The sequence below is a fragment of the Mycobacterium sp. P7213 genome (genome assembly GCF_900604305.1).
In the GTDB taxonomy this organism is placed as follows: domain Bacteria; phylum Actinomycetota; class Actinomycetes; order Mycobacteriales; family Mycobacteriaceae; genus Mycobacterium.
The window spans coordinates 16,095-34,372 of the sequence record NZ_UWOA01000052.1 but is presented as its reverse complement, the minus strand read 5'-3'; the positions used below and the strand labels follow the sequence as shown (position 1 = coordinate 34,372).

Sequence of the window (18,278 nt, the reverse complement as noted above, 5' to 3'; positions counted from 1 at the left end):
TGATCCACAGATTCGCGTTCTGCCTGCGTCAATCCCGGACAGACTCAATAGAATTAGCACATGCGTTCGAATAGCCGGGAAGCGATCGTCGAGGTGTTCGACGCGCTGGCCGCCGGGCTGGACCGGGCGCTGGACCTGGACTTCGAGGCGCTGACCCCGCGCGAGTGCCTGGCACTGCTGCGGCGCTGCGAAATGCTACGGCGCCGGCTCCCGGCAGTGGAACACCCTCTGGTCAACCAGATCGCCGCCACCGACCCCGCCGAGCTGGGCGGCAAGCCCCGCTGGGTGTTGGCGGACGAGTTGCACCTCACCCGCGGTGAAGCGGGCCGCCGTCTCACCGACGCCAAAGAACTGGGTCCGCGCCGGGCCATGACCGGCGAGCCCATGGAACCGGTGCTACCGACGGTGGCCGCCTCTCAGCGAGATGGACAGATCGCGGCCGCCCACATCGCAGTGATCCGGGCCTTCTTCAACTACCTACCCGACGACGTCGATGCGGGCACCCTGGCCCAGGCCGAACAGCAGCTGTCCGGTCTGGCCGCCGAGTGCCGGCCCGACGAGCTGGCCAAACTGGCTCAGCGGCTCGCCGACTACCTGCACCCCGACGGCAACTACACCGACGACCAGCGCGCCAAGCGACGTGGCTTGGTGCTGGGGCCCCAAGATCGTGACGGCATGAGCCCGATCAAAGGATTCCTCGATCCCCAGGCACGCGCCACCCTCGAGGCGGTACTGGCACGCTGGGCTGCCCCCGGCATGTGCAACGCCAACGACGAGACCCCTTGCACCAGTGGCACTCCCTCGCAGGGGGCGATCGACGCCGATACCCGCAGCGCCGCACAACGCAACCACGACGCGCTCACAGCCATGGGCCGCGCGCTGCTGGCCTCCGGAGAATTGGGGCAACACAACGGGTTACCGGCCAGCATCATCGTCTCGACCACGCTGGCCGACTTGGAAGCCGGTAGTGGGAAAGCCCATACCGGCGGCGGCAGCTGGCTACCCCTGCGTGATGTGATCGCCATGGCGAGCCACGCTCACCACTACCTGCGGATCTACGACGGCGCCAAGGAGTTGGCGCTGTTCCATACCAAGCGGTTGGCTTCGCCGGGGCAGCGAATCGTGCTCTACGCCCGAGAACGCGGCTGTTCCCACCCCAATTGCCCCGTCTCCGGCTACTACTGCGAAGTGCATCACGACGACACCTACGCGAACACCAAGCGCACTGACATCACCGGCCTGACCCTGCGCTGCGGCCCCCACCATGAGCTCATGACCTCAGGCGGCTGGAAGACCCGGAAACGCCACGATGGCACCACGGAAACACTGCCGTCGCCACACTTAGACCACGGTCAACCGCGGGTCAACTATTACCATCACCCCGAAAAACTATTGGGCGAGCACGGTTCCGGCGCCGACGAAGACGACGGACCCTAGCTCAGTGCGCGAAATGCCGCGCTCCCGTCAGGTACAGCGTGATCCCGGCCTCGGCCGCCGCCGCGGTCACCTCGTCGTCGCGCACCGAACCACCCGGGTGCACGATCGCCTTCACCCCGGCCGCGGTCAGCGTCTGCAGGCCGTCGGGGAACGGGAAGAACGCATCCGATGCAGCCACCGCACCGGCCACCCGCTCGCCCCCGCGCTCCACCGCCAGTCGGGCCGCGTCGACCCGGTTGACCTGGCCCATGCCCACGCCGATGGTGGCGCCGTCACCCGCGACCACGATCGCGTTCGATTTGACCGCGCGGCAGGCCCGCCAGGCGAAGACCAGGTCGGCCAGGGTGGCCGCATCGGCCGGTTCGCCGGTGGCCAGCGTCCAGTTCACCGGGTTGTCACCGGAAGCGTCGAGGCCGTCGCGGCTCTGCATCAACAGCCCACCGCTGATCTGGCGCCATTCGGTGCCGCCGCGCAGCGGTTCGGAGGCCAGCAGCACCCGGATGTTCTTCTTGCGCGCCAAGATCTCCACGGCCCCGGCCTCGTAGGCCGGCGCGACGATCACCTCGGTGAAGATGGTGCTGACGTACTCCGCCATCTCCACGCTGACCTCGGTGTTGGCCGCGATGACGCCGCCGAACGCGCTCAGGGGGTCGCACTCGTGCGCCTTGCGGTGGGCATCGGCCACCGAGGTCGCCGAGACCGCGATGCCGCACGGGTTCGCGTGCTTGATGATGGCCACGCAGGTCTCTTCGTGATCGAACGCCGCGCGCCATGCGGCATCTGCATCGGTGAAGTTGTTGTAGGACATCTCTTTTCCGTGCAGCTGCTCGGCCTGAGCCAAGCCCGGCCACGCGCCGGCGTCACAGTAGAGCGCGGCCTGCTGGTGCGGATTCTCGCCGTAGCGCAGCTGCGCAGCACGGCGGTAGGTGCGCCCGTACCATTCCGGCAGTGCTTGACGCGGCTCTTCCGCCGGTTCGGAGGGGGCCAGCGTCGACGACATCCAGCTGGCGACGGCCACGTCGTACTCGGCGGTGTGCCGGAATGCCAGGGACGCCAAGCGCTTCCGCTCTTCGAGGGTGAAGCCGCCGGCGTTGACCGCGGCCAGCACACCGTCGTAGCCGAGCGGGTCGACCACCACGGCGACGCTGGGGTGGTTCTTGGCAGCCGCCCGGATCATCGAGGGCCCGCCGATGTCGATCTGTTCGACGCACTCGTCCTGGCCGGCACCGGAATCCACGGTCTCGCTGAACGGGTACAGGTTGACCACGACCAGCTCGAACGCTGCGATCTCCAGCTCATCGAGCGCCGCGGCATGCTCGGGCTTGCGCAGGTCGGCCAGCAGTCCGGCATGCACGCGGGGGTGCAGAGTCTTGACTCGGCCGTCGAGCACCTCGGGGAAGCCGGTCACCTGCTCCACGGGCGTCACCGGAATACCCTCGGCCGCAATCGACTTGGCGGTGGATCCGGTGGAGACGATATCCACGCCGGCGGCGTGCAGGCCAGCGGCCAGGTCGACCAGTCCGGTCTTGTCGTAGACGCTGATCAACGCCCGGCGAATCGGTCGCTTGCCGTCGGTCATCCTAGGGTTGCCTTTCGTCCGTTCCAGGTCACGCCGCCGGTCGCCAAGGCGGCCAGTACGTCAACCAGGAGCTTGCGCTCCACCTTCTTGATGCGTTCATGCAGAGAGTCTTCGTCGTCGCCGTCGAGCACGGCGACCGGTTCTTGGGCCAGCACCGGGCCGGTGTCGGTGCCGGCGTCCACCAGGTGCACGGTGCAGCCGGTGACCTTGACCCCGTAGGCCAGCGCCTCGGGGACCGCGTGCGCGCCCGGGAAGGAGGGCAGCAGTGCCGGATGGGTGTTGACGGTGCGCCCGAGAAACCGGTTCAGGAAATGCGATCCCAGAATCTTCATGAAGCCCGCCGAGACCACCAGATCGGGGTTGTGGGCCGCGGTGGCCTCGGTCAGCGCAAGGTCCCATGCCGCCCGGTTCGGATAGTCCCCCATCCGGACGGTGAACACCGGCAGCCCCGCCGCGGCAGCGACCTCCACCGCCCGGCAGTCGCGGTCGGTGCCGACGGCAACCACCCGCGCGGGGTAGTCGTCTACCGCTGCGGCCAGCAGCGACTCGAGCAGCGACCCGGTGCCCGACGCCAGCACCACCATCCGGGCGGGGACGCTGGGGGCCACATGGATCGGTTGCACGGTGACTGAGCCTAACGCGGTGATCGCAGGCGCGGCGAAGCCGGGCGCCGCGGCTCACCGCCATCGGCGGTGGCGGTTGCGAACGTAGCGAAGCTGGAACCGGCGCGAGAACCCGGCGGTTCAGCGAGGCTCGACGCAGGAGAGCCGAAGGTGGAACCGCCGCAAAACCCCAAGCGGTTCAGGCGGAGCGCTGCGCTCGCGCCCGGGCGACCCGAAGTGCGGCCGCCACGCCGTCCGTCCAGATCTCGACCATGTCCCAGGTGACCTCGGGATGGCCCATCGGCTGAGTCATCTTGCCGAGCTTGCTGACTCTTGCATACGCCAGGTCCTGAAAGTCGGGGTCGTCCAACTCGGGGAACTCGTCGTACTCACTGCAGAACCCCGCACCCTCCAGCTCGTCGTAGAGGGACTCGGCCACGTCATCGCTCAATCCGAGAGGTCGCGACTGCGGTGACGGCTCGGTCATCTGCATTCCGGCCTGGACGCCGTCCACCCAGATCAGGACCACCACGTCGAGCACCCGCTCATGGCCCGGCGGCAGGATCTGCCCGGTCAGCATCTCGGCCCGGACGCCCGCCAGCATGTTCAGGTTCCGCCGCCTGGGCACGCCAGATGGGCCATTCTTGCGGGCTGGCTCGGCGCTCACGACGTCGGTCATGTCGTCCCCCTGGAGTTCGGACGGTCGGCACCACCCATCCGATCAGCCAGCGGCGACATATATAAGGGACCGAAGTCCTTGATTTAGCGGTCGTATCCGTCGTCGTCGGTAAACATCAGGTCCTCGGGATCTTCCAGCGGGCCCGGCGGCTGCGTCGGCGTGTGCGACCGAAACGTTCGCGGCGGCTCGGGTTCAGGCCTCCACTTCAACTCGCCGTCATCGGTGACCTCATCTGACTGGAAGCCCGGTTCGAAGTCATCGTCGAACAGCTCGTCGGTTTCGAAGGGCTCTCCGACGACAACGAGGTCCTCGGGATCGACGTCGGCGAGGGGCGCCGGCCCAGATACGGAGACGCCTTCGGGCTCCACGGGCCGCTCCGGGGCGGGTGGCAGCACACGCTGTGGCCCGACCACCGCGTCAGCCCGGACCCCGCCGATCATCACCACCGTCAGTGCTCCGATCGCGGCGAACCACCCGAACACCGCCGGACCGAACGTCAGCTGATCCACCCCGACGTCGCCGAAGTTGCCCAACCGGCCTCCACCGGCCAAGCCGAGTACGGCCATCGACACCGCCGCGATGAATGCCGCCACCGCCACCTTGGCCAGAGCTGGAAGCAGCGGCAGCGGCCGGCGGGCGCACTGCTGGCCTACGGCAACCCCGGACGCCGCCCCGATGATCAGCAGCGCCACCCACGCGGGGCCCAACGGCGGGACGGGCGCCGCAGCCAGGATCGGCAGCGCGGGGATGTCGCCGCCGAGAACGGTGAAGGCACTGAACAGCGCGGGACCGATGTGTGCGCTCGAGCCGACCGCCATCGCCGTCGCGCCGACGAGCACATTGGGCACATACAGCAGGGCCAGCAGCGTCAGGCTGAGCTGGCCGAACAGTGAATCGGTGATCGCGTAGAGCTCATGCATAGTCCCCCAGTGCCAGATCAAGGAGCACACCGTCACCGCCCCGGCCAGGCCGAACAGCGCCAGCATGCCGGTGATCGCGGCTCGTACCGAGTCCGCCAGCCAATCCGGTAGCCGGGCCTCGGCCAGCGCCCGACGGCCCACCCGCGTCCCCAAGCCCAGCGCCGCACCGATCACGTGCACGAAAAACACGTGCGCGAAGGCGCTCAGGGCATGGGGGGTCTGCAGTTCGGTGATGACCGAGGCCGCGTCGTGAATGACCGCCAGGGAGACCGCGGCGATCAACAGTGGTCCACCCACCGCGGAAGCCACGATCCAGCGGATGACGAACCAGGAGGCTCCACGGGCGGTGGCCTGCGCGGTGGTTCGGGCCGTACCGGCCACCATCAGCAGCACCGGCAGCAGCGGCAGCGCGCCCAGGTCACGGCCGCCTATCGATACCGGCACCTGGTGCACGGCCAGCCACATGCTGGCGATGGCACCTGAGGCCCCGGTCATGTCACTGTTGGCGATCAGCAACTGCAGCAGTGTCACCGCTGCGATGATGGTCAACGCCACCACGGACGGCCCGAAGGCGACCCGTAGCAGGTCGCGGGTCGGGTTCGAGCCTGGTTTGACGCCGGTCACCGATGTCACGCTGCGAGCACGTTCAACTCGGCGCGCGGGCGCGGGTTAGGGCTGCGCCGGCCCCGACGAGGTGGAGCCACCCTGCGACTGCTGGCCACCCGTCGAGCTCTGATCCGAACCGGCTGCGCTGTGGCCACCGGTCGACGCACTCCCCGACCCACCGGACGACGGCGGGTTGTAGGACGGAAATCCGGTCGGCGGGGTCGGCGGCCCCTGCGGCGCCGCCTGCTGTGCGCCGGAGTTGAAAGCGCCCGTCGAAGGGGAGCCCTGCGCCTGCTGCGCGCCGAAGCCGCCGCTGGAAGGCGCGGAGGGGTAGCTGCCGTACGAGGACGGGTAGCCGGGCTGCTGTGGAGCCTGCTGGCCCTGGTGTCCCGGGTGGCCATAACCCTGCTGGCCGGGCTGACCGTAGTAGTTACCGCCCGGCGGCAGGCCGTACTGGGCATAGGGGTCGTACTTGGGACGCGGCGCCGGGGCAGTCACCACGCCGGCCTCCAGCAGCAGCGATCCGACCGCGGCGGCAGCCTGCAGGACGCTGAAGATCAGGATCAGCCACAGCCCCCAACCGATGGTGTAGCTACCACTGGCACCGGCGATCGTCGAAATAGCCAGCAGCGCACCCAGCGTCGAGACCACGGCGACCACCGCCGTGTAACTCTTCGCCTTGGGCAGCAGGGCCACCGCGGCCAGCAGTGCGGACAGCACCGCCAGCGGAACGGTGTGGCCTGCGTCGCTGAGGATCAGGGGGTAGTCAACATCGGTGATCGTCACGATCGGACCGAAGTTCGCCAGGTAGACACCCAGCCCCAACGCAACGACCGCGATTCGGAGGTATTGCGGCACTTTGCTCTCGACGTCGCCACCCGATTTCGCGAACGATGGGGTCGGTTGTCCGTAGGAGCCTGATGGTTGTGAAGGCTGGTAGCCGGGATTCCCGGGCGAGTAGGTCATGACCTCTCCTGTGCTTGTGGGCAGGCGCTGGTGGGCGGTGCGGCGCGCTTCGACCATCCACGCTAGCGCACTTGCGGGCCGAGTCGGTGGGTCAACACTGCGCGACCGGCACCCCCCCGTTGCCCACCGAACAGGAACACGTTCTAATCGGGGATATGGATTACGGGCTCGTGCTATTCACCAGTGACCGTGGCATCAACCCGGCAGCGGCCGCCAAACTCGCCGATGATCACGGTTTCACCACCTTCTATGTACCGGAGCACACGCATATTCCGGTGAAGCGACAGGCCGCGCACCCGACCACCGGCGACGAGTCCCTGCCCGATGACCGGTACATGCGCACCTTGGATCCGTGGGTCAGCCTGGGAACCGCATGCGCGGTGACGTCGCGGGTGCGGCTGTCCACCGCGGTGGCACTGCCCGTCGAGCATGATCCGATCACGCTGGCGAAGTCGATCGCCACCCTGGATCACCTGTCCGGGGGGCGAGTCAGCCTGGGTGTCGGATTCGGCTGGAACACCGACGAATTGGCCGACCACGGCGTTCCCGCCGGCCGCCGGCGCACCATGCTTCGGGAGTACCTGGAGGCGATGCGGGCGCTGTGGACCGAGGAAGAGGCGTCCTTCGAAGGCGAGTTCGTGAACTTCGGCCCGAGTTGGGCTTGGCCCAAGCCCGTGCAGTCGCACATTCCGGTGCTGGTCGGTGCCGCCGGGACCGAGAAGAACTTCAAGTGGATCGCCCGCAGTGCCGACGGCTGGATCACCACGCCGCGTGACTTCGACATCGACGCGCCGGTCAAACTGCTGCAGGACACCTGGGCGGCCGCCGGCCGCGACGGAGCACCGCAGATCGTGGCGCTGGATTTCAAGCCGGTGCCCGAGAAGCTGGCGCACTGGGCCGAGATCGGGGTCACCGAGACTCTCTTCGGGCTGCCCGACAAGTCCGAGTCCGAGGTGGCGGCTTATGTGGAGCGCCTGGCTGCCAAGCTGGGGCTCAGCGCCTAGCGCAGGAGCCCCCACTCCGCGCGAAGGTGCGTGTTTGTACGGCGACACGCCAGTTCTACTGACATTCTGTGCACCCTCGCGGCGGAACGGTGGTGGAGATCAGCGCGACGAGCAGCGGTTGCCGTAGTCGAGTGCGTGCACCGTCACCGGGGCGCCCAGCGGGTCGCCGTCGGACATCAGCGCCACCAGATCTTCGTCTTCGGTGGTCGCCAGGAACCGGGTGCCGTCGGCGTCGAGTCGGCCGATGATGATCCCGGTCCGGGTCTCCCAGTCGTAACGGACGCTGTAGGTCTCGATGGTGCCCGGCCCCTCGGCACTCTCGGTGACCGGCACGGTGGGCGCGGTGTCGGCCTGCGCCTGCAGTTCGGCGCTGCGATCGGCCTTCCACGGCACCGGAGTGGTCGAATACACCCCGGTCGAGTACTTGCTCATCATGCCGCCGTTGGCCCCGACGAACGTGAATTGGCCTGGGACACTTCGCGCTGAGGCGACGGCCTCGGCGATCGCATGCATGGAGTAGTTGTTGCCGGCGCCGCCGAAGAAGGGCAGCCCGCCGGTCAGGGTGAGGCCGCGCGGGTCGTCGGCCGACAGGCCGAAGGCATCGCAGATGGCGAACACCGGGACTGGGAAGCAGCTGTAGAGGTCCATCGCCGCGACGTCGTCGAATCCGATCCCGGCCATCTCGAGCGCCTCGGTGGTGGCCGTGATGGCGGCCGGGTAGGCACTCAGGTCCAGGCGCTCCAGGAGGCGCTGCTCACGCATGTCTGCGTGGCCGTGCAGGTAGACCCAACGGTCTTGCGGGACGCCCAGGCGGGTGGCGGCCTCCGCCGACATCACCAACACCGCGGCACCCTGGTTGACCTGATCCCGCGCCACCAGCAGTCGCGGGTAGGGGTCACAGATCAGGCGGTTGCCGGCGTTGATCGTCGTCAGCTCTTCAACGGAACGCTCCACCGGCGAGGCCGAAAACGGGTTCTTGGCTGCGATCTTGGTCATCGGGGCGAACAGCTCGGCCATGGCCTGCAGGTAGTCGGCCTTGCTCAGGCCCAACCGCGCCCGCCGAGCGTTCTCCAGCAGCCCGTACTGCACCGTGGCACTGGTCAGCCCATGAATGACGGTGTAGTGCTCGACGAACTCCTCAAGCCCGAAACCCCGGTCTTCGAGCTGCCCCTCGACCGTCTCACTGAAGTCCGGCTTGTTGTCGGCCTTGGCGAAGTGACGCAGCGTAGAAGTCGCGTCGGACCCGCACAGCAGCACCACGTCGGCGGTGCCGGCCATGATCTCGCCGGCGAATTCGGTCAGCAGCTTCTGCGGCCCCTGACCGCCCACCTTGTCCAGCACCGCGCGAGCCGGCTCCGCCCCGATCAAACGCGCAACGGACCGAGGGAAGTTGTTGGACTTGCCTAGCGGCGCAGGGGCTTTCGGAATCGAGATCTCAAACTGGCGGGTGGCCACCACCGCGTCGATGGCCGACGCGACCTGCTCTGAGCTCGCTCCGCAGTCCACCAAGGCCGCCTGCGCCGCGGCTGCGGCCAGCTCCACCGGCGACATCGCCCGGTAGTCGGCGTCGTCGATGTGCTCGGCGGCCTGCCCGACGCCGACGACGACGGGAGTGCGGGGGTCAATGCTCACGGTTTCACCTCACCACAAATGCCGACCGTGCCGTCTCATACGCGACGCGCTGTTGGCGGCGTACGAAACGGCACGGTCGGGGTTGTTCTTACCTACAGGCTCTCGAGGATCTGTCGAGCCAGGGCCGCGGTGGCCGACGGGGTCTTGCCCACCTTCACCCCGGCAGCCTCCAGTGCCTCCTGTTTGGCGGCCGCGGTGCCCGACGAGCCCGACACGATGGCGCCGGCGTGGCCCATGGTCTTGCCCTCCGGCGCGGTGAACCCGGCCACGTAGCCGACGACCGGCTTGGTGACGTGGGCCTTGATGTAGGCCGCGGCCCGCTCCTCGGCGTCGCCGCCGATCTCGCCGATCATCACGATGACCTTGGTCTCGGGGTCCTTCTCGAACGCCTCGATGGCGTCGATGTGGGTGGTGCCGATCACCGGGTCGCCGCCGATGCCGATGGCGGTGGAGAAACCGAAGTCCCGCAGCTCGTACATCATCTGGTAGGTCAGGGTGCCCGACTTCGACACCAGACCGATCGGGCCGGTGCCCGAGATGTTGGCCGGGGTGATGCCGACCAGGCATTCACCCGGGGTGATGATGCCGGGGCAGTTGGGCCCGATGATCCGGGTCTTCTCACCCTTGTCCACGTTGTAGGCCCACGCGTAGGCGCTGTCCTGCACCGGGATGCCCTCGGTGATGACGACCAGCAGCGGGATCTCGGCGTCGATGGCCTCGATCATGGCGTCCTTGGAGAAGGCCGGCGGCACGAAAGCGATCGACACGTCCGCGCCGGTCTCCTTCATGGCCTCGGCGACGCTGCCGAACACCGGCAGCTCGACGTCGGCGCCATCCTTATCCTTGTGCGCCACCGTGGTGCCGGCCTTGCGGGCGTTGACGCCGCCGACGATCTGGGTGCCGGCCGCGAGCATCCGCGCGGTGTGCTTGGTCGCCTCGGCACCGGTGATGCCCTGGACGATGACCTTGCTGTCCTTGTTGACGAAGATCGACATGACTTAAGCGTCCTTTCCGGCTGCGAAAGCCAGTTCGGCGGCCTTGTCGGCGGCCTCGTCCATGGTGGCGACGACGGTCACCAGCGGGTGGTTTGCCTCGGCCAGGATCGCCCGGCCCTCCTCGACGTTGTTGCCGTCGAGGCGCACCACCAGCGGCTTGGTCGCGGCGTCACCGAGGATCCCCAGCGCCGACACGATGCCGTTGGCCACCGCGTCGCAGGCGGTGATCCCGCCGAACACGTTGACGAACACGCTCTTGACCTGCTTGTCACCCAGGATGACGTCCAGGCCGGCGGCCATCACCTCGGCGGAGGCCCCGCCGCCGATGTCGAGGAAGTTGGCCGGCTTCACGCCGCCGTGCTTCTCACCGGCGTAGGCGGTGACGTCCAGCGTCGACATGACCAGGCCGGCGCCGTTACCGATGATGCCGACCTCACCATCGAGCTTGACGTAGTTCAGGTCGTGCTCTTTGGCCTTGATCTCCAGCGGGTCGGTCGCGTCCAAGTCGGCGAACTCGGCGTGGCCGGGCTGACGGAACTCGGCGTTGCCGTCCAGGGTGACCTTGCCGTCCAGCGCCAGGATCTGGTCGTCGGGGGTGCGAACCAGCGGGTTGACCTCCACCAGGGTGGCGTCTTCGGCGACGAAGACCTCCCACAGCTTCTGGATGGTCACCGCGGCGGCGTCGAGCACCTCGGCCGGCAGATGGCCCTGCTCGGCAATCGAGCGAGCGAACGCCAGGTCGACACCCTTGACGGCGTCCACCGGCACCTTGGCCAGCCGCTCCGGCTTCGTCGCGGCGACCTCTTCGATCTCCATGCCGCCCTCGACCGAGCACATGGCCAGGTAGGTGCGGTTGGAGCGGTCGAGCAGGAAGGAGATGTAGTACTCCTCGGCGATGTCGCTCGCCTCGGCCACCAGCAGCTTCTTGACGATGTGACCCTTGATGTCCAGGCCGAGAATGTTCTGCGCGTGGGTCAGCGCGTCGTCCGGGGTGGCGGCGTACTTGACGCCACCGGCCTTACCGCGGCCGCCGGCCTTGACCTGGGCCTTGACCATGACCGGTCGACCGATCTCGGTGGCGATGGCCTTGGCGTCCTCAGCCGAGGTGGTTACTCGACCAGGAGTGGTGGGCACGTTGTGCTTGGCGAACAGCTCCTTCGCCTGATACTCGAAAAGATCCATGGGCTCACTGTCTTATTACGGGTAGCCGGAAGGCCGGCACTGTCGGATTGTGAGAGATTTCGCTCCCGAGGCACTGTATCGAGCCTGCGCCGGGGTTCCCTCCTCGCGTACCACTGCTGTGGCACATCTCACCGCCAGAAAAACGTGATTCGTTTCACATTAACGCCGGGATTCGGGCGATAGCTTGCCACGCCCCAGCGGGAGTGGTTACCGTCACCAAGTCCAGGTCTTTATAACGTTCTGATCACGACCAGAGGAACTTCCAGGCTGATGCAGCACGGTGCACCGATGCGTCCGGTTTCCGGTGGGGCTCTCCCTCGACGTCGAAACGGCGCTACGGCAGCTGCGATCCGCCCGTCGGCACCCAGTCCCACCGAGGTCACCGACATCATCCCGTTCAACGAGTTCGGCTGGCCCGAGGACGACTTCAGCGAAGACGTGTTCGACGAGGCGTCGGACGTATTGCTGGCCCCTGAGCTCGACGACATGACCGACACCGACAACATGCCGGTTCTGCAGTTGGCGTTCCCCCGCGGCGGCTATTCGGACAGCTACTACCGTCCGCACGGGGCGGCCCAGCTGCCCCCGCGCCGCGGTAAGCACCGCAGCCAGCCCGCCAGTGCTGTCAAGAGTCGCGTGATGATCGCGGCGATGGCCGCCGGTGCGGCCGCTGCCGCCGCGCACGCCGCCACCCACCAGTCCGACGAGACCGTTGCCCGACCGGCCGTGCTGGCGGCCAGCAAGACCGCGCTAAACAACGGCACCACGACGTCCAGCCACGGCTTGCAGATGATCACGGTGAAGGCTGCGGCCAGCGTCGTCGTGCACAACGAGGAGCTGGCCAAGGGCATGGCGTTCGCTCAGGAGCGCGCCGAGCGTGAAGCCCGGCTGCAGCGCCCGTTGTTCGTCGCCCCCACCCAGGGCGCGTTCACCTCGAACTTCGGCTACCGCTGGGGCGTGCTGCACGCCGGAATCGACATCGCCAACGCCATTGGCACCCCGATCCTGGCGGCCTCTGACGGCGTGGTGATCGAGTCGGGTCCCAGTGCGGGTTACGGCATGCTGGTCAAGCTGCGCCACTCCGACGGAACCGTGACGCTCTACGGCCACATCAACCGGTCGCTGGTCAGCGTGGGTGAGCGGGTGATGGCGGGCGACCAGATCGCCGAGATGGGCAATCGCGGCTACTCGACCGGTCCGCACCTGCACTTCGAGGTGCTGCAGAACGGCACCAACCGGATCGACCCGACTTCTTGGCTCGCCAAGCGCGGGATCAATTTCGCCTGATACGACGGCGCCGGCCTGTCCCCCGCAAGCGGGTGGTGCGCCAGCGCCCGGCTCCATCGCGCTTGCCGGCGCCGCTAGCCTGGAATGGTGAGCGACCGCCACCAGCCACCGACCGGCGCCAGTTCCTCCAGACCCTCCGGGACCGATCCGGCGAGTCCTCCCAGCCGCATCATCCGCCGGGCACCCACCGGCGCCATCCCGATCGTCACCGGCTCGGGCCGGATACCGCCGGCCATCCAGCCCAGCCCCGCGGCATTGCCGGCGCAGTTCCCGTCAGCCGGCGTCGCGATCAGTGCCTGCGTGCTCGCCCTGATCGGCTGTTGGGCCACCTCGGTGGTCTCCACCGATCTGATCGCCAGCTGGTGGCATACCGACCGGCTGTTCTGTGTCGCGGTGGGTTTCTTGAGTCCCGACTCAAATCCGGCAGTTAGCGAGCCTCGACGCAGGAGAGGCGAAGCTGGACTGCCGACTCAAATCCGGCAGTTAGCGAGCCTCGACGCAGGAGAGGCGAAGCTGGACTGCCGACTCAAATCCGGCAGTTAGCGAGCCTCGACGCAGGAGAGGCGAAGCTGGACTGCCGACTCAAATCCGGCAGTTAGCGAGCCTCGACGCAGGAGAGGCGAAGCTGGACTGCCGACGAAAATCGGCAGTTAGCGGGACTGCCGACTCAAAACTTCGGCAGTTAGAGCTTGGTCACCGGCGCATGGTTGTGCATCAGCTTGACCCGCCCGGAACTGCCGAAGTCGATCAGCGACATCGCCGACTCGCCGACCCCGGAGACTTCCTCCACCCGCCCCAGGCCGTACTTGTCATGGGTGACCCGATCCCCCGGCGCCAACACCAGTAACGGCCGGCTGCCCGATCGGCTCGGTGCCGGTCTGGGGGTCCCGAACCGGCCCGCGCCGCTGACCGGAGCGCTCGGCGAGGCGGTGACGTCGGTCCGGCGCCAATCGATGAGCTGCTGCGGGATCTCCCGTAGGAATCGCGACTCCGGGTTCAACATCGGCTGTCCCCATGACGAACGCACCTTGGCCCGGCTCAGATACAGCCGTTGCCGTGCTCGGGTCAGGCCGACGTAGGCCAGCCGCCGTTCCTCGGACAGCTCGCGGGCATCCCCCAGCGAGCGCATGTGCGGGAACATGCCGTCCTCCCAGCCGACGACGAACACCACTGGGAACTCCAGCCCTTTGGCGGTGTGCAGCGTCATCAGGGTGACCATGCCCGACCCGTGCTCGGGGATCTCGTCGGTATCGGCGATCAGCGAGACCCGCTCCAGAAACGCCGCCAGCACCCCGACATCAGGTACATCCTCCTCATCGAGGCCGCCGTCTTGGTCAGCGAGTGCGTTGGCCCGGTCGATGCTGAACTCGTGTGCGACGCTGACGAGCTCGTTGATGTTGTCCAGACGGGCCAGATCCTGCGGATCGGTCGAAGCCTCCAGCTCGGCGCGGTAGCCGGTGCGGTCCAGCACCAGCTCCACCAGGCCACCGAGGTCGTCGTCGCCGGTGTTCAGATGCGCCCGCAATTCCTCCAGCATCGCCACGAAGGCGGCGATCGCGTTCTGCGAACGGCTGTTGAGCATCGGCACGCCGCCCTCTGCGGCAGCAGCCAGCGCCGCGGCGAACCCCGTGCCGGTGTTCTCCGCATGCACCGACACGCAGGCCTCGGCACGGTCGCCGATACCGCGGCGCGGGGTGTTGAGGATGCGCCGCAGGCTCACCGCGTCGCCGGGATTGTCGAGCACTCGCAGGTAGGCGATGATGTCGCGGATCTCTTTGCGTTCGTAGAAGCGCACGCCGCCAACGACTTTGTACGGGATACCGCTGCGGATGAACACCTCTTCCAGCGACCGCGAAGCGTTGTTGGTGCGGTAGAACACCGCGACGTCGCTGTAGTTGACCGCGCCCGCATCGGTCAGCTCATCGATCTCCTGAGCGACGAACCGCGCCTCGTCGTGTTCGTTGTCGGCGACGTAGCCGACGATCAGCTCGCCGTCACCGGCGTCGGTCCACAGTCGCTTCTCCCGGCGCCCGGAGTTGTAGGCGATCACCGCATTGGCCGCCGAGAGGATGTTCTGCGTGGAGCGGTAGTTCTGCTCCAACAGGATGGTGGTCGCGTCGGGGTAGTCGCGCTCGAAATCCTCGATGTTGCGGATGGTGGCGCCCCGGAAGGCGTAGATCGACTGATCGGCATCACCGACCACGCACAGTTCCGCCGGCGGCAGGTCGTCGCCGCCCGCGCCGGCCTGCGGTCCGTGCCCCGCAAGCTCGCGCACAAGCATGTACTGGGCATGGTTGGTGTCCTGATACTCGTCGACCAGGATGTGCCGGAATCGGCGCCGGTAGTGCTGGGCGATCTCCGGAAAGGCCTGCAGAATCGCGACCGTCTCACCGATCAGGTCGTCGAAGTCCAGCGCGTTGGCCGACCGCAGCCGGCGCTGATACTCCGCGTAGACCGAAGCCACCACCCGGCTCAGGTCATCGGAGCTCTCGGTGAGGTCGGCCAGCGCCCGGTCCGGGTCGATCAGTTCGTTCTTCAGGTTGGAGATCGCATTGGCCAGCAACCGGGGCGAGTGCCGCTTGACGTCCAGGCCCATGTCGCGGCCGATCATCAACAGCAGCCGCCGCGAATCGTCGGCGTCATAGATCGAGAAGTTCGAGTTCAGCCCCGGAACGACCGAGGCCTGGTTACGCAGGATCCGCACGCAGGTGGAGTGGAACGTCGACACCCACATCACCCGGGCCCGGGGCCCGACCAGACTCGACACCCGCTCGCGCATCTCCGCGGCGGCCTTGTTGGTGAAGGTGATCGCCAGGATCTGCCCCACTCCGACGTCGCGGGCGGCCAGCAGATAGGCGATACGCCGGGTGAGCACCGCAGTCTTTCCCGAGCCGGCCCCGGCCACGATCAGCAGCGGGGAGCCCTCGTGCAGCACGGCCCGGCGCTGCTGCGGGTTGAGCCCGTCGAGGAGGTGATCGGTCTGCGGAGTCGCGTGCACTGTCATATCGCAACCCAACGTACCGCCGCCCGACGACACTCTTTGCGCTGGCACGACCCTTAGTGGCAGACTCGGTTCGTGCTCGACATGCAGCGTCGATTTTTTTACGGGTACCGATCAGCGGTGCCCGTGGTTTAGCTGCAACGCCAAGCCCCGCGGTCCGCTTCGCCGACCCGGGGCTCGTCTGTTGTGTGAGGCCGGATCGCCGATGGGACCAGAAACCACCAACAGCGAGAACCTGGAGTTTTGATCATGTCTGCCCAACCCCAACAGCTGCCCGACATTGACGAGCTGCGCCATGAGATCGACCGGCTCGACGCCGAGATCCTGGCCGCGGTGAAGCGCCGCACCGAGATCTCGCAGGAGATCGGTAAGGCCCGGATGGCGTCCGGCGGCACCCGCCTGGTGCACAGCCGCGAGATGAAGGTGCTCGAGCGCTACAGCGAGCTCGGCCAGGACGGCAAGGACCTGGCGATGCTGTTGCTGCGGCTCGGCCGCGGCCGGCTCGGCCACTAAAGCGCCGCGCCCGGCGCCGCACCGGCGACGGCGACCCGCCGCTAATGTCGGAGTATGAGCCCCGTTCCCCAGAGCACGGACATCTCCACCACGCCGGCCTGGAACGCGTTGCGCAAGCATCAGCAGCAGATCGGCGACACCCACCTACGTGAGTTCTTCGCCGACGATCCCGGCCGCGGCACACGGTTCACCGTCACCGTCGGTGATCTCTACATCGACTACAGCAAGCACCGGATCACCTCCGAGACCGTGCGCCTGCTGGTCGACCTAGCCAGGACGGCCGGCCTGGAGGACCGGCGCGACGCGATGTTCGCCGGGGTGCACATCAACACGTCCGAGGACCGGGCGGTGCTGCACACCGCGCTGCGGCTGCCGCGCACCGCCGATCTACACGTCGACGGCCAGGATGTCGTGGCCGACGTGCACGCCGTGCTCGACGCGATGGGCGATTTCACCGACCGGTTGCGCGGCGGCGAATGGACCGGTGCCACGGGCAAGCGGATCGAGACCGTGGTCAATATCGGTATCGGCGGCTCGGATCTGGGTCCGGTGATGGTGGACCGGGCGTTGCGCCACTACGCCGACGGCGGCGTCTCGGCACGGTTCGTCTCCAACGTCGACCCGGCCGACCTGACCGCGAAACTGGCCGGCCTGGATCCGGCCACCACACTGTTCGTCGTCGCCTCCAAGACGTTCTCGACCCTGGAGACGTTGACCAACGCGACTGCGGCCCGCCGCTGGCTCACCGATGCCCTGGGCGACGCGGCGGTGTCCAAGCATTTCGTTGCGGTCTCCACCAACGCGGTGCTGGTCGAGGAGTTCGGCATTGACACCGCGAACATGTTCGGGTTCTGGGACTGGGTCGGCGGTCGCTACTCGGTGGACTCGGCGATCGGCCTGTCGGTGATGGCGGTTATCGGCCGGGAGCGCTTCGCGGAGTTCCTGTCCGGTTTCCATATCGTCGACGAGCACTTCCGCACCGCGCCTTTGGAATCCAATGCGCCGGCCCTGCTGGGCCTGATCGGGGTGTGGTACTCCAACTTCTTCGGCGCGCAGTCCCGCGCGGTGCTGCCCTACTCCAACGATCTGAATCGCTTCGCCGCCTACCTGCAGCAGCTCACCATGGAATCCAACGGCAAGTCAGCCCGCGCCGACGGCACACCGGTCAGCACCGATACCGGCGAAATCTATTGGGGCGAGCCGGGAACCAATGGCCAGCACGCGTTCTACCAACTGCTGCACCAGGGCACCCGGCTGATCCCGGCCGACTTCCTGGGCTTCTCCCAACCCGTCGATGACCTGCCCACCGCAGACGGCACCGGCAGCATGCACGACCTGTTGATGAGCAACTTCTTCGCCCAGACCCAGGTGCTGGCGTTCGGCAAGAGCGCCGAGGAGATCGCCGCCGAAGGCACTCCCGCAGATGTCGTGCCGCACAAGGTCATGCCCGGAAATCGCCCGACGACCTCGATCTTGGCTACCCAGCTGACACCGTCGGTGCTGGGCCAGCTGATCGCCCTCTACGAACACCAGGTGTTCACCGAGGGTGTGGTGTGGGGCATCGACTCCTTCGACCAGTGGGGAGTGGAGCTGGGCAAGACTCAGGCCAAGGCGCTGCTGCCGGTGCTCACCGACGACGCTGCTCCACCGTCCCAGACCGACAGTTCCACCGATGCGCTGGTGCGCCGCTACCGATCGGAGCGGGGCCGGGCGACCTAGACCCGGCCTTCGGCATTTCCCTCACCCTGACTTTTTTCGGCGGCCGCCGCCCGCCATGCACTGTGCGCAGGGATCGTCCCGTGCCAGGAGCGTGCCGCGGCGGCATCGCCCACAGCGCTCCGGTGCGTATGACGGCGGCCAGCAGCAGAGCGCATC

15 protein-coding genes are annotated in these 18,278 nt (G+C 67.5%); 5 read left to right on the top strand and 10 right to left on the bottom strand.

All coding sequences use genetic code 11. The features are described from left to right. Nucleotides 1–60: 60 nt before the first annotated feature. Nucleotides 61–1,437 (top strand): HNH endonuclease signature motif containing protein, encoded by a 1,377-nt coding sequence (locus EJK91_RS17775; protein ID WP_125079584.1) that lies wholly within the window; start codon nucleotides 61–63, stop codon nucleotides 1,435–1,437. A 1-nt stretch (nucleotide 1,438) separates the two neighbouring features. Here EJK91_RS17775 and purH read toward each other — a convergent pair whose 3' ends face one another. The 5 genes from purH to EJK91_RS17750 form a co-directional block, all read right to left on the bottom strand. Further along, nucleotides 1,439–3,016 (bottom strand): bifunctional phosphoribosylaminoimidazolecarboxamide formyltransferase/IMP cyclohydrolase, encoded by a 1,578-nt coding sequence (purH, locus tag EJK91_RS17770; protein WP_046301709.1) that lies wholly within the window; start codon nucleotides 3,014–3,016, stop codon nucleotides 1,439–1,441. Further along, nucleotides 3,013–3,600 (bottom strand): phosphoribosylglycinamide formyltransferase, encoded by a 588-nt coding sequence (gene purN / locus EJK91_RS17765; RefSeq protein ID WP_046301708.1) that lies wholly within the window; start codon nucleotides 3,598–3,600, stop codon nucleotides 3,013–3,015. Before purN ends, purH begins: the two co-directional genes overlap by 4 nt. 217 nt (nucleotides 3,601–3,817) lie before the next feature. Beyond that, entirely contained in the window at nucleotides 3,818–4,246 is a 429-nt protein-coding gene (locus EJK91_RS22625) for a hypothetical protein (protein ID WP_241178735.1), read from the bottom strand. Between the two features lie 134 nt (nucleotides 4,247–4,380). Continuing rightward, entirely contained in the window at nucleotides 4,381–5,841 is a 1,461-nt protein-coding gene (locus tag EJK91_RS17755) for a cell division protein PerM (RefSeq protein WP_024443700.1), read from the bottom strand. 45 nt (nucleotides 5,842–5,886) lie between these two features. Beyond that, entirely contained in the window at nucleotides 5,887–6,789 is a 903-nt protein-coding gene (locus EJK91_RS17750; RefSeq protein WP_024443701.1) for a DUF5336 domain-containing protein, read from the bottom strand. A gap of 155 nt (nucleotides 6,790–6,944) precedes the next feature. Between EJK91_RS17750 and EJK91_RS17745 the strand changes: the two genes are divergently transcribed. Beyond that, on the top strand, nucleotides 6,945–7,793 hold the full coding sequence (locus tag EJK91_RS17745) for an LLM class F420-dependent oxidoreductase (RefSeq protein ID WP_024443702.1): 849 nt from the start codon (nucleotides 6,945–6,947) through the stop codon (nucleotides 7,791–7,793). A gap of 99 nt (nucleotides 7,794–7,892) precedes the next feature. Here the strand turns inward: EJK91_RS17745 and EJK91_RS17740 are convergent, their stop codons facing one another. The 3 genes from EJK91_RS17740 to sucC all read right to left on the bottom strand — a co-directional run bounded on the left by EJK91_RS17740 (nucleotide 7,893) and on the right by sucC (nucleotide 11,602). Then, entirely contained in the window at nucleotides 7,893–9,425 is a 1,533-nt protein-coding gene (locus EJK91_RS17740) for an acetyl-CoA acetyltransferase (RefSeq protein ID WP_125079583.1), read from the bottom strand. A 92-nt stretch (nucleotides 9,426–9,517) separates the two neighbouring features. Then, entirely contained in the window at nucleotides 9,518–10,420 is a 903-nt protein-coding gene (gene sucD, locus EJK91_RS17735) for a succinate--CoA ligase subunit alpha (RefSeq protein WP_024443704.1), read from the bottom strand. 3 nt (nucleotides 10,421–10,423) lie between these two features. Next, nucleotides 10,424–11,602 (bottom strand): ADP-forming succinate--CoA ligase subunit beta, encoded by a 1,179-nt coding sequence (gene sucC / locus EJK91_RS17730; RefSeq protein WP_024443705.1) that lies wholly within the window; start codon nucleotides 11,600–11,602, stop codon nucleotides 10,424–10,426. A 288-nt stretch (nucleotides 11,603–11,890) separates the two neighbouring features. Here sucC and EJK91_RS17725 point away from each other — a divergent pair, with 288 nt between their 5' ends. Further along, nucleotides 11,891–12,889, top strand: a complete 999-nt coding sequence (locus EJK91_RS17725) for a M23 family metallopeptidase (RefSeq protein WP_241178734.1) — start codon at nucleotides 11,891–11,893, stop codon at nucleotides 12,887–12,889. Nucleotides 12,890–12,963: 74 nt separating this feature from the next. Here EJK91_RS17725 and EJK91_RS21885 read toward each other — a convergent pair whose 3' ends face one another. Continuing rightward, complete coding sequence (locus EJK91_RS21885; RefSeq protein WP_164518011.1) at nucleotides 12,964–13,233, bottom strand: hypothetical protein; 270 nt, start codon at nucleotides 13,231–13,233, stop codon at nucleotides 12,964–12,966. A 338-nt stretch (nucleotides 13,234–13,571) separates the two neighbouring features. Next, nucleotides 13,572–15,893: a DNA helicase PcrA gene (gene pcrA, locus EJK91_RS17715; protein ID WP_024443708.1), complete on the bottom strand. Its 2,322-nt coding sequence runs from the start codon at nucleotides 15,891–15,893 to the stop codon at nucleotides 13,572–13,574. Nucleotides 15,894–16,139: 246 nt separating this feature from the next. Between pcrA and EJK91_RS17710 the strand changes: the two genes are divergently transcribed. Then, nucleotides 16,140–16,403 carry a chorismate mutase gene (locus tag EJK91_RS17710; protein ID WP_024443709.1) on the top strand — a complete coding sequence of 88 codons (264 nt, stop codon included), beginning with the start codon at nucleotides 16,140–16,142 and terminating at the stop codon, nucleotides 16,401–16,403. A gap of 54 nt (nucleotides 16,404–16,457) precedes the next feature. After that, nucleotides 16,458–18,122, top strand: a complete 1,665-nt coding sequence (gene pgi / locus EJK91_RS17705; protein WP_125079580.1) for a glucose-6-phosphate isomerase — start codon at nucleotides 16,458–16,460, stop codon at nucleotides 18,120–18,122. Nucleotides 18,123–18,278 lie beyond the last annotated feature (156 nt).

Coding starts and splice junctions, on each gene's coding strand:
- EJK91_RS17775 (WP_125079584.1), top strand. CDS start 61: ATGCGTTCGAATAGCCGGGAAGCGATCGTCGAGGTGTTCGACGCGCTG.
- EJK91_RS17745 (WP_024443702.1), top strand. CDS start 6,945: ATGGATTACGGGCTCGTGCTATTCACCAGTGACCGTGGCATCAACCCG.
- pcrA (WP_024443708.1), bottom strand. CDS start 15,893: ATGACAGTGCACGCGACTCCGCAGACCGATCACCTCCTCGACGGGCTC.
- EJK91_RS17725 (WP_241178734.1), top strand. CDS start 11,891: ATGCGTCCGGTTTCCGGTGGGGCTCTCCCTCGACGTCGAAACGGCGCT.
- EJK91_RS17710 (WP_024443709.1), top strand. CDS start 16,140: ATGTCTGCCCAACCCCAACAGCTGCCCGACATTGACGAGCTGCGCCAT.
- EJK91_RS17750 (WP_024443701.1), bottom strand. CDS start 6,789: ATGACCTACTCGCCCGGGAATCCCGGCTACCAGCCTTCACAACCATCA.
- sucC (WP_024443705.1), bottom strand. CDS start 11,602: ATGGATCTTTTCGAGTATCAGGCGAAGGAGCTGTTCGCCAAGCACAAC.
- purH (WP_046301709.1), bottom strand. CDS start 3,016: ATGACCGACGGCAAGCGACCGATTCGCCGGGCGTTGATCAGCGTCTAC.
- purN (WP_046301708.1), bottom strand. CDS start 3,600: ATGGTGGTGCTGGCGTCGGGCACCGGGTCGCTGCTCGAGTCGCTGCTG.
- sucD (WP_024443704.1), bottom strand. CDS start 10,420: ATGTCGATCTTCGTCAACAAGGACAGCAAGGTCATCGTCCAGGGCATC.
- pgi (WP_125079580.1), top strand. CDS start 16,458: ATGAGCCCCGTTCCCCAGAGCACGGACATCTCCACCACGCCGGCCTGG.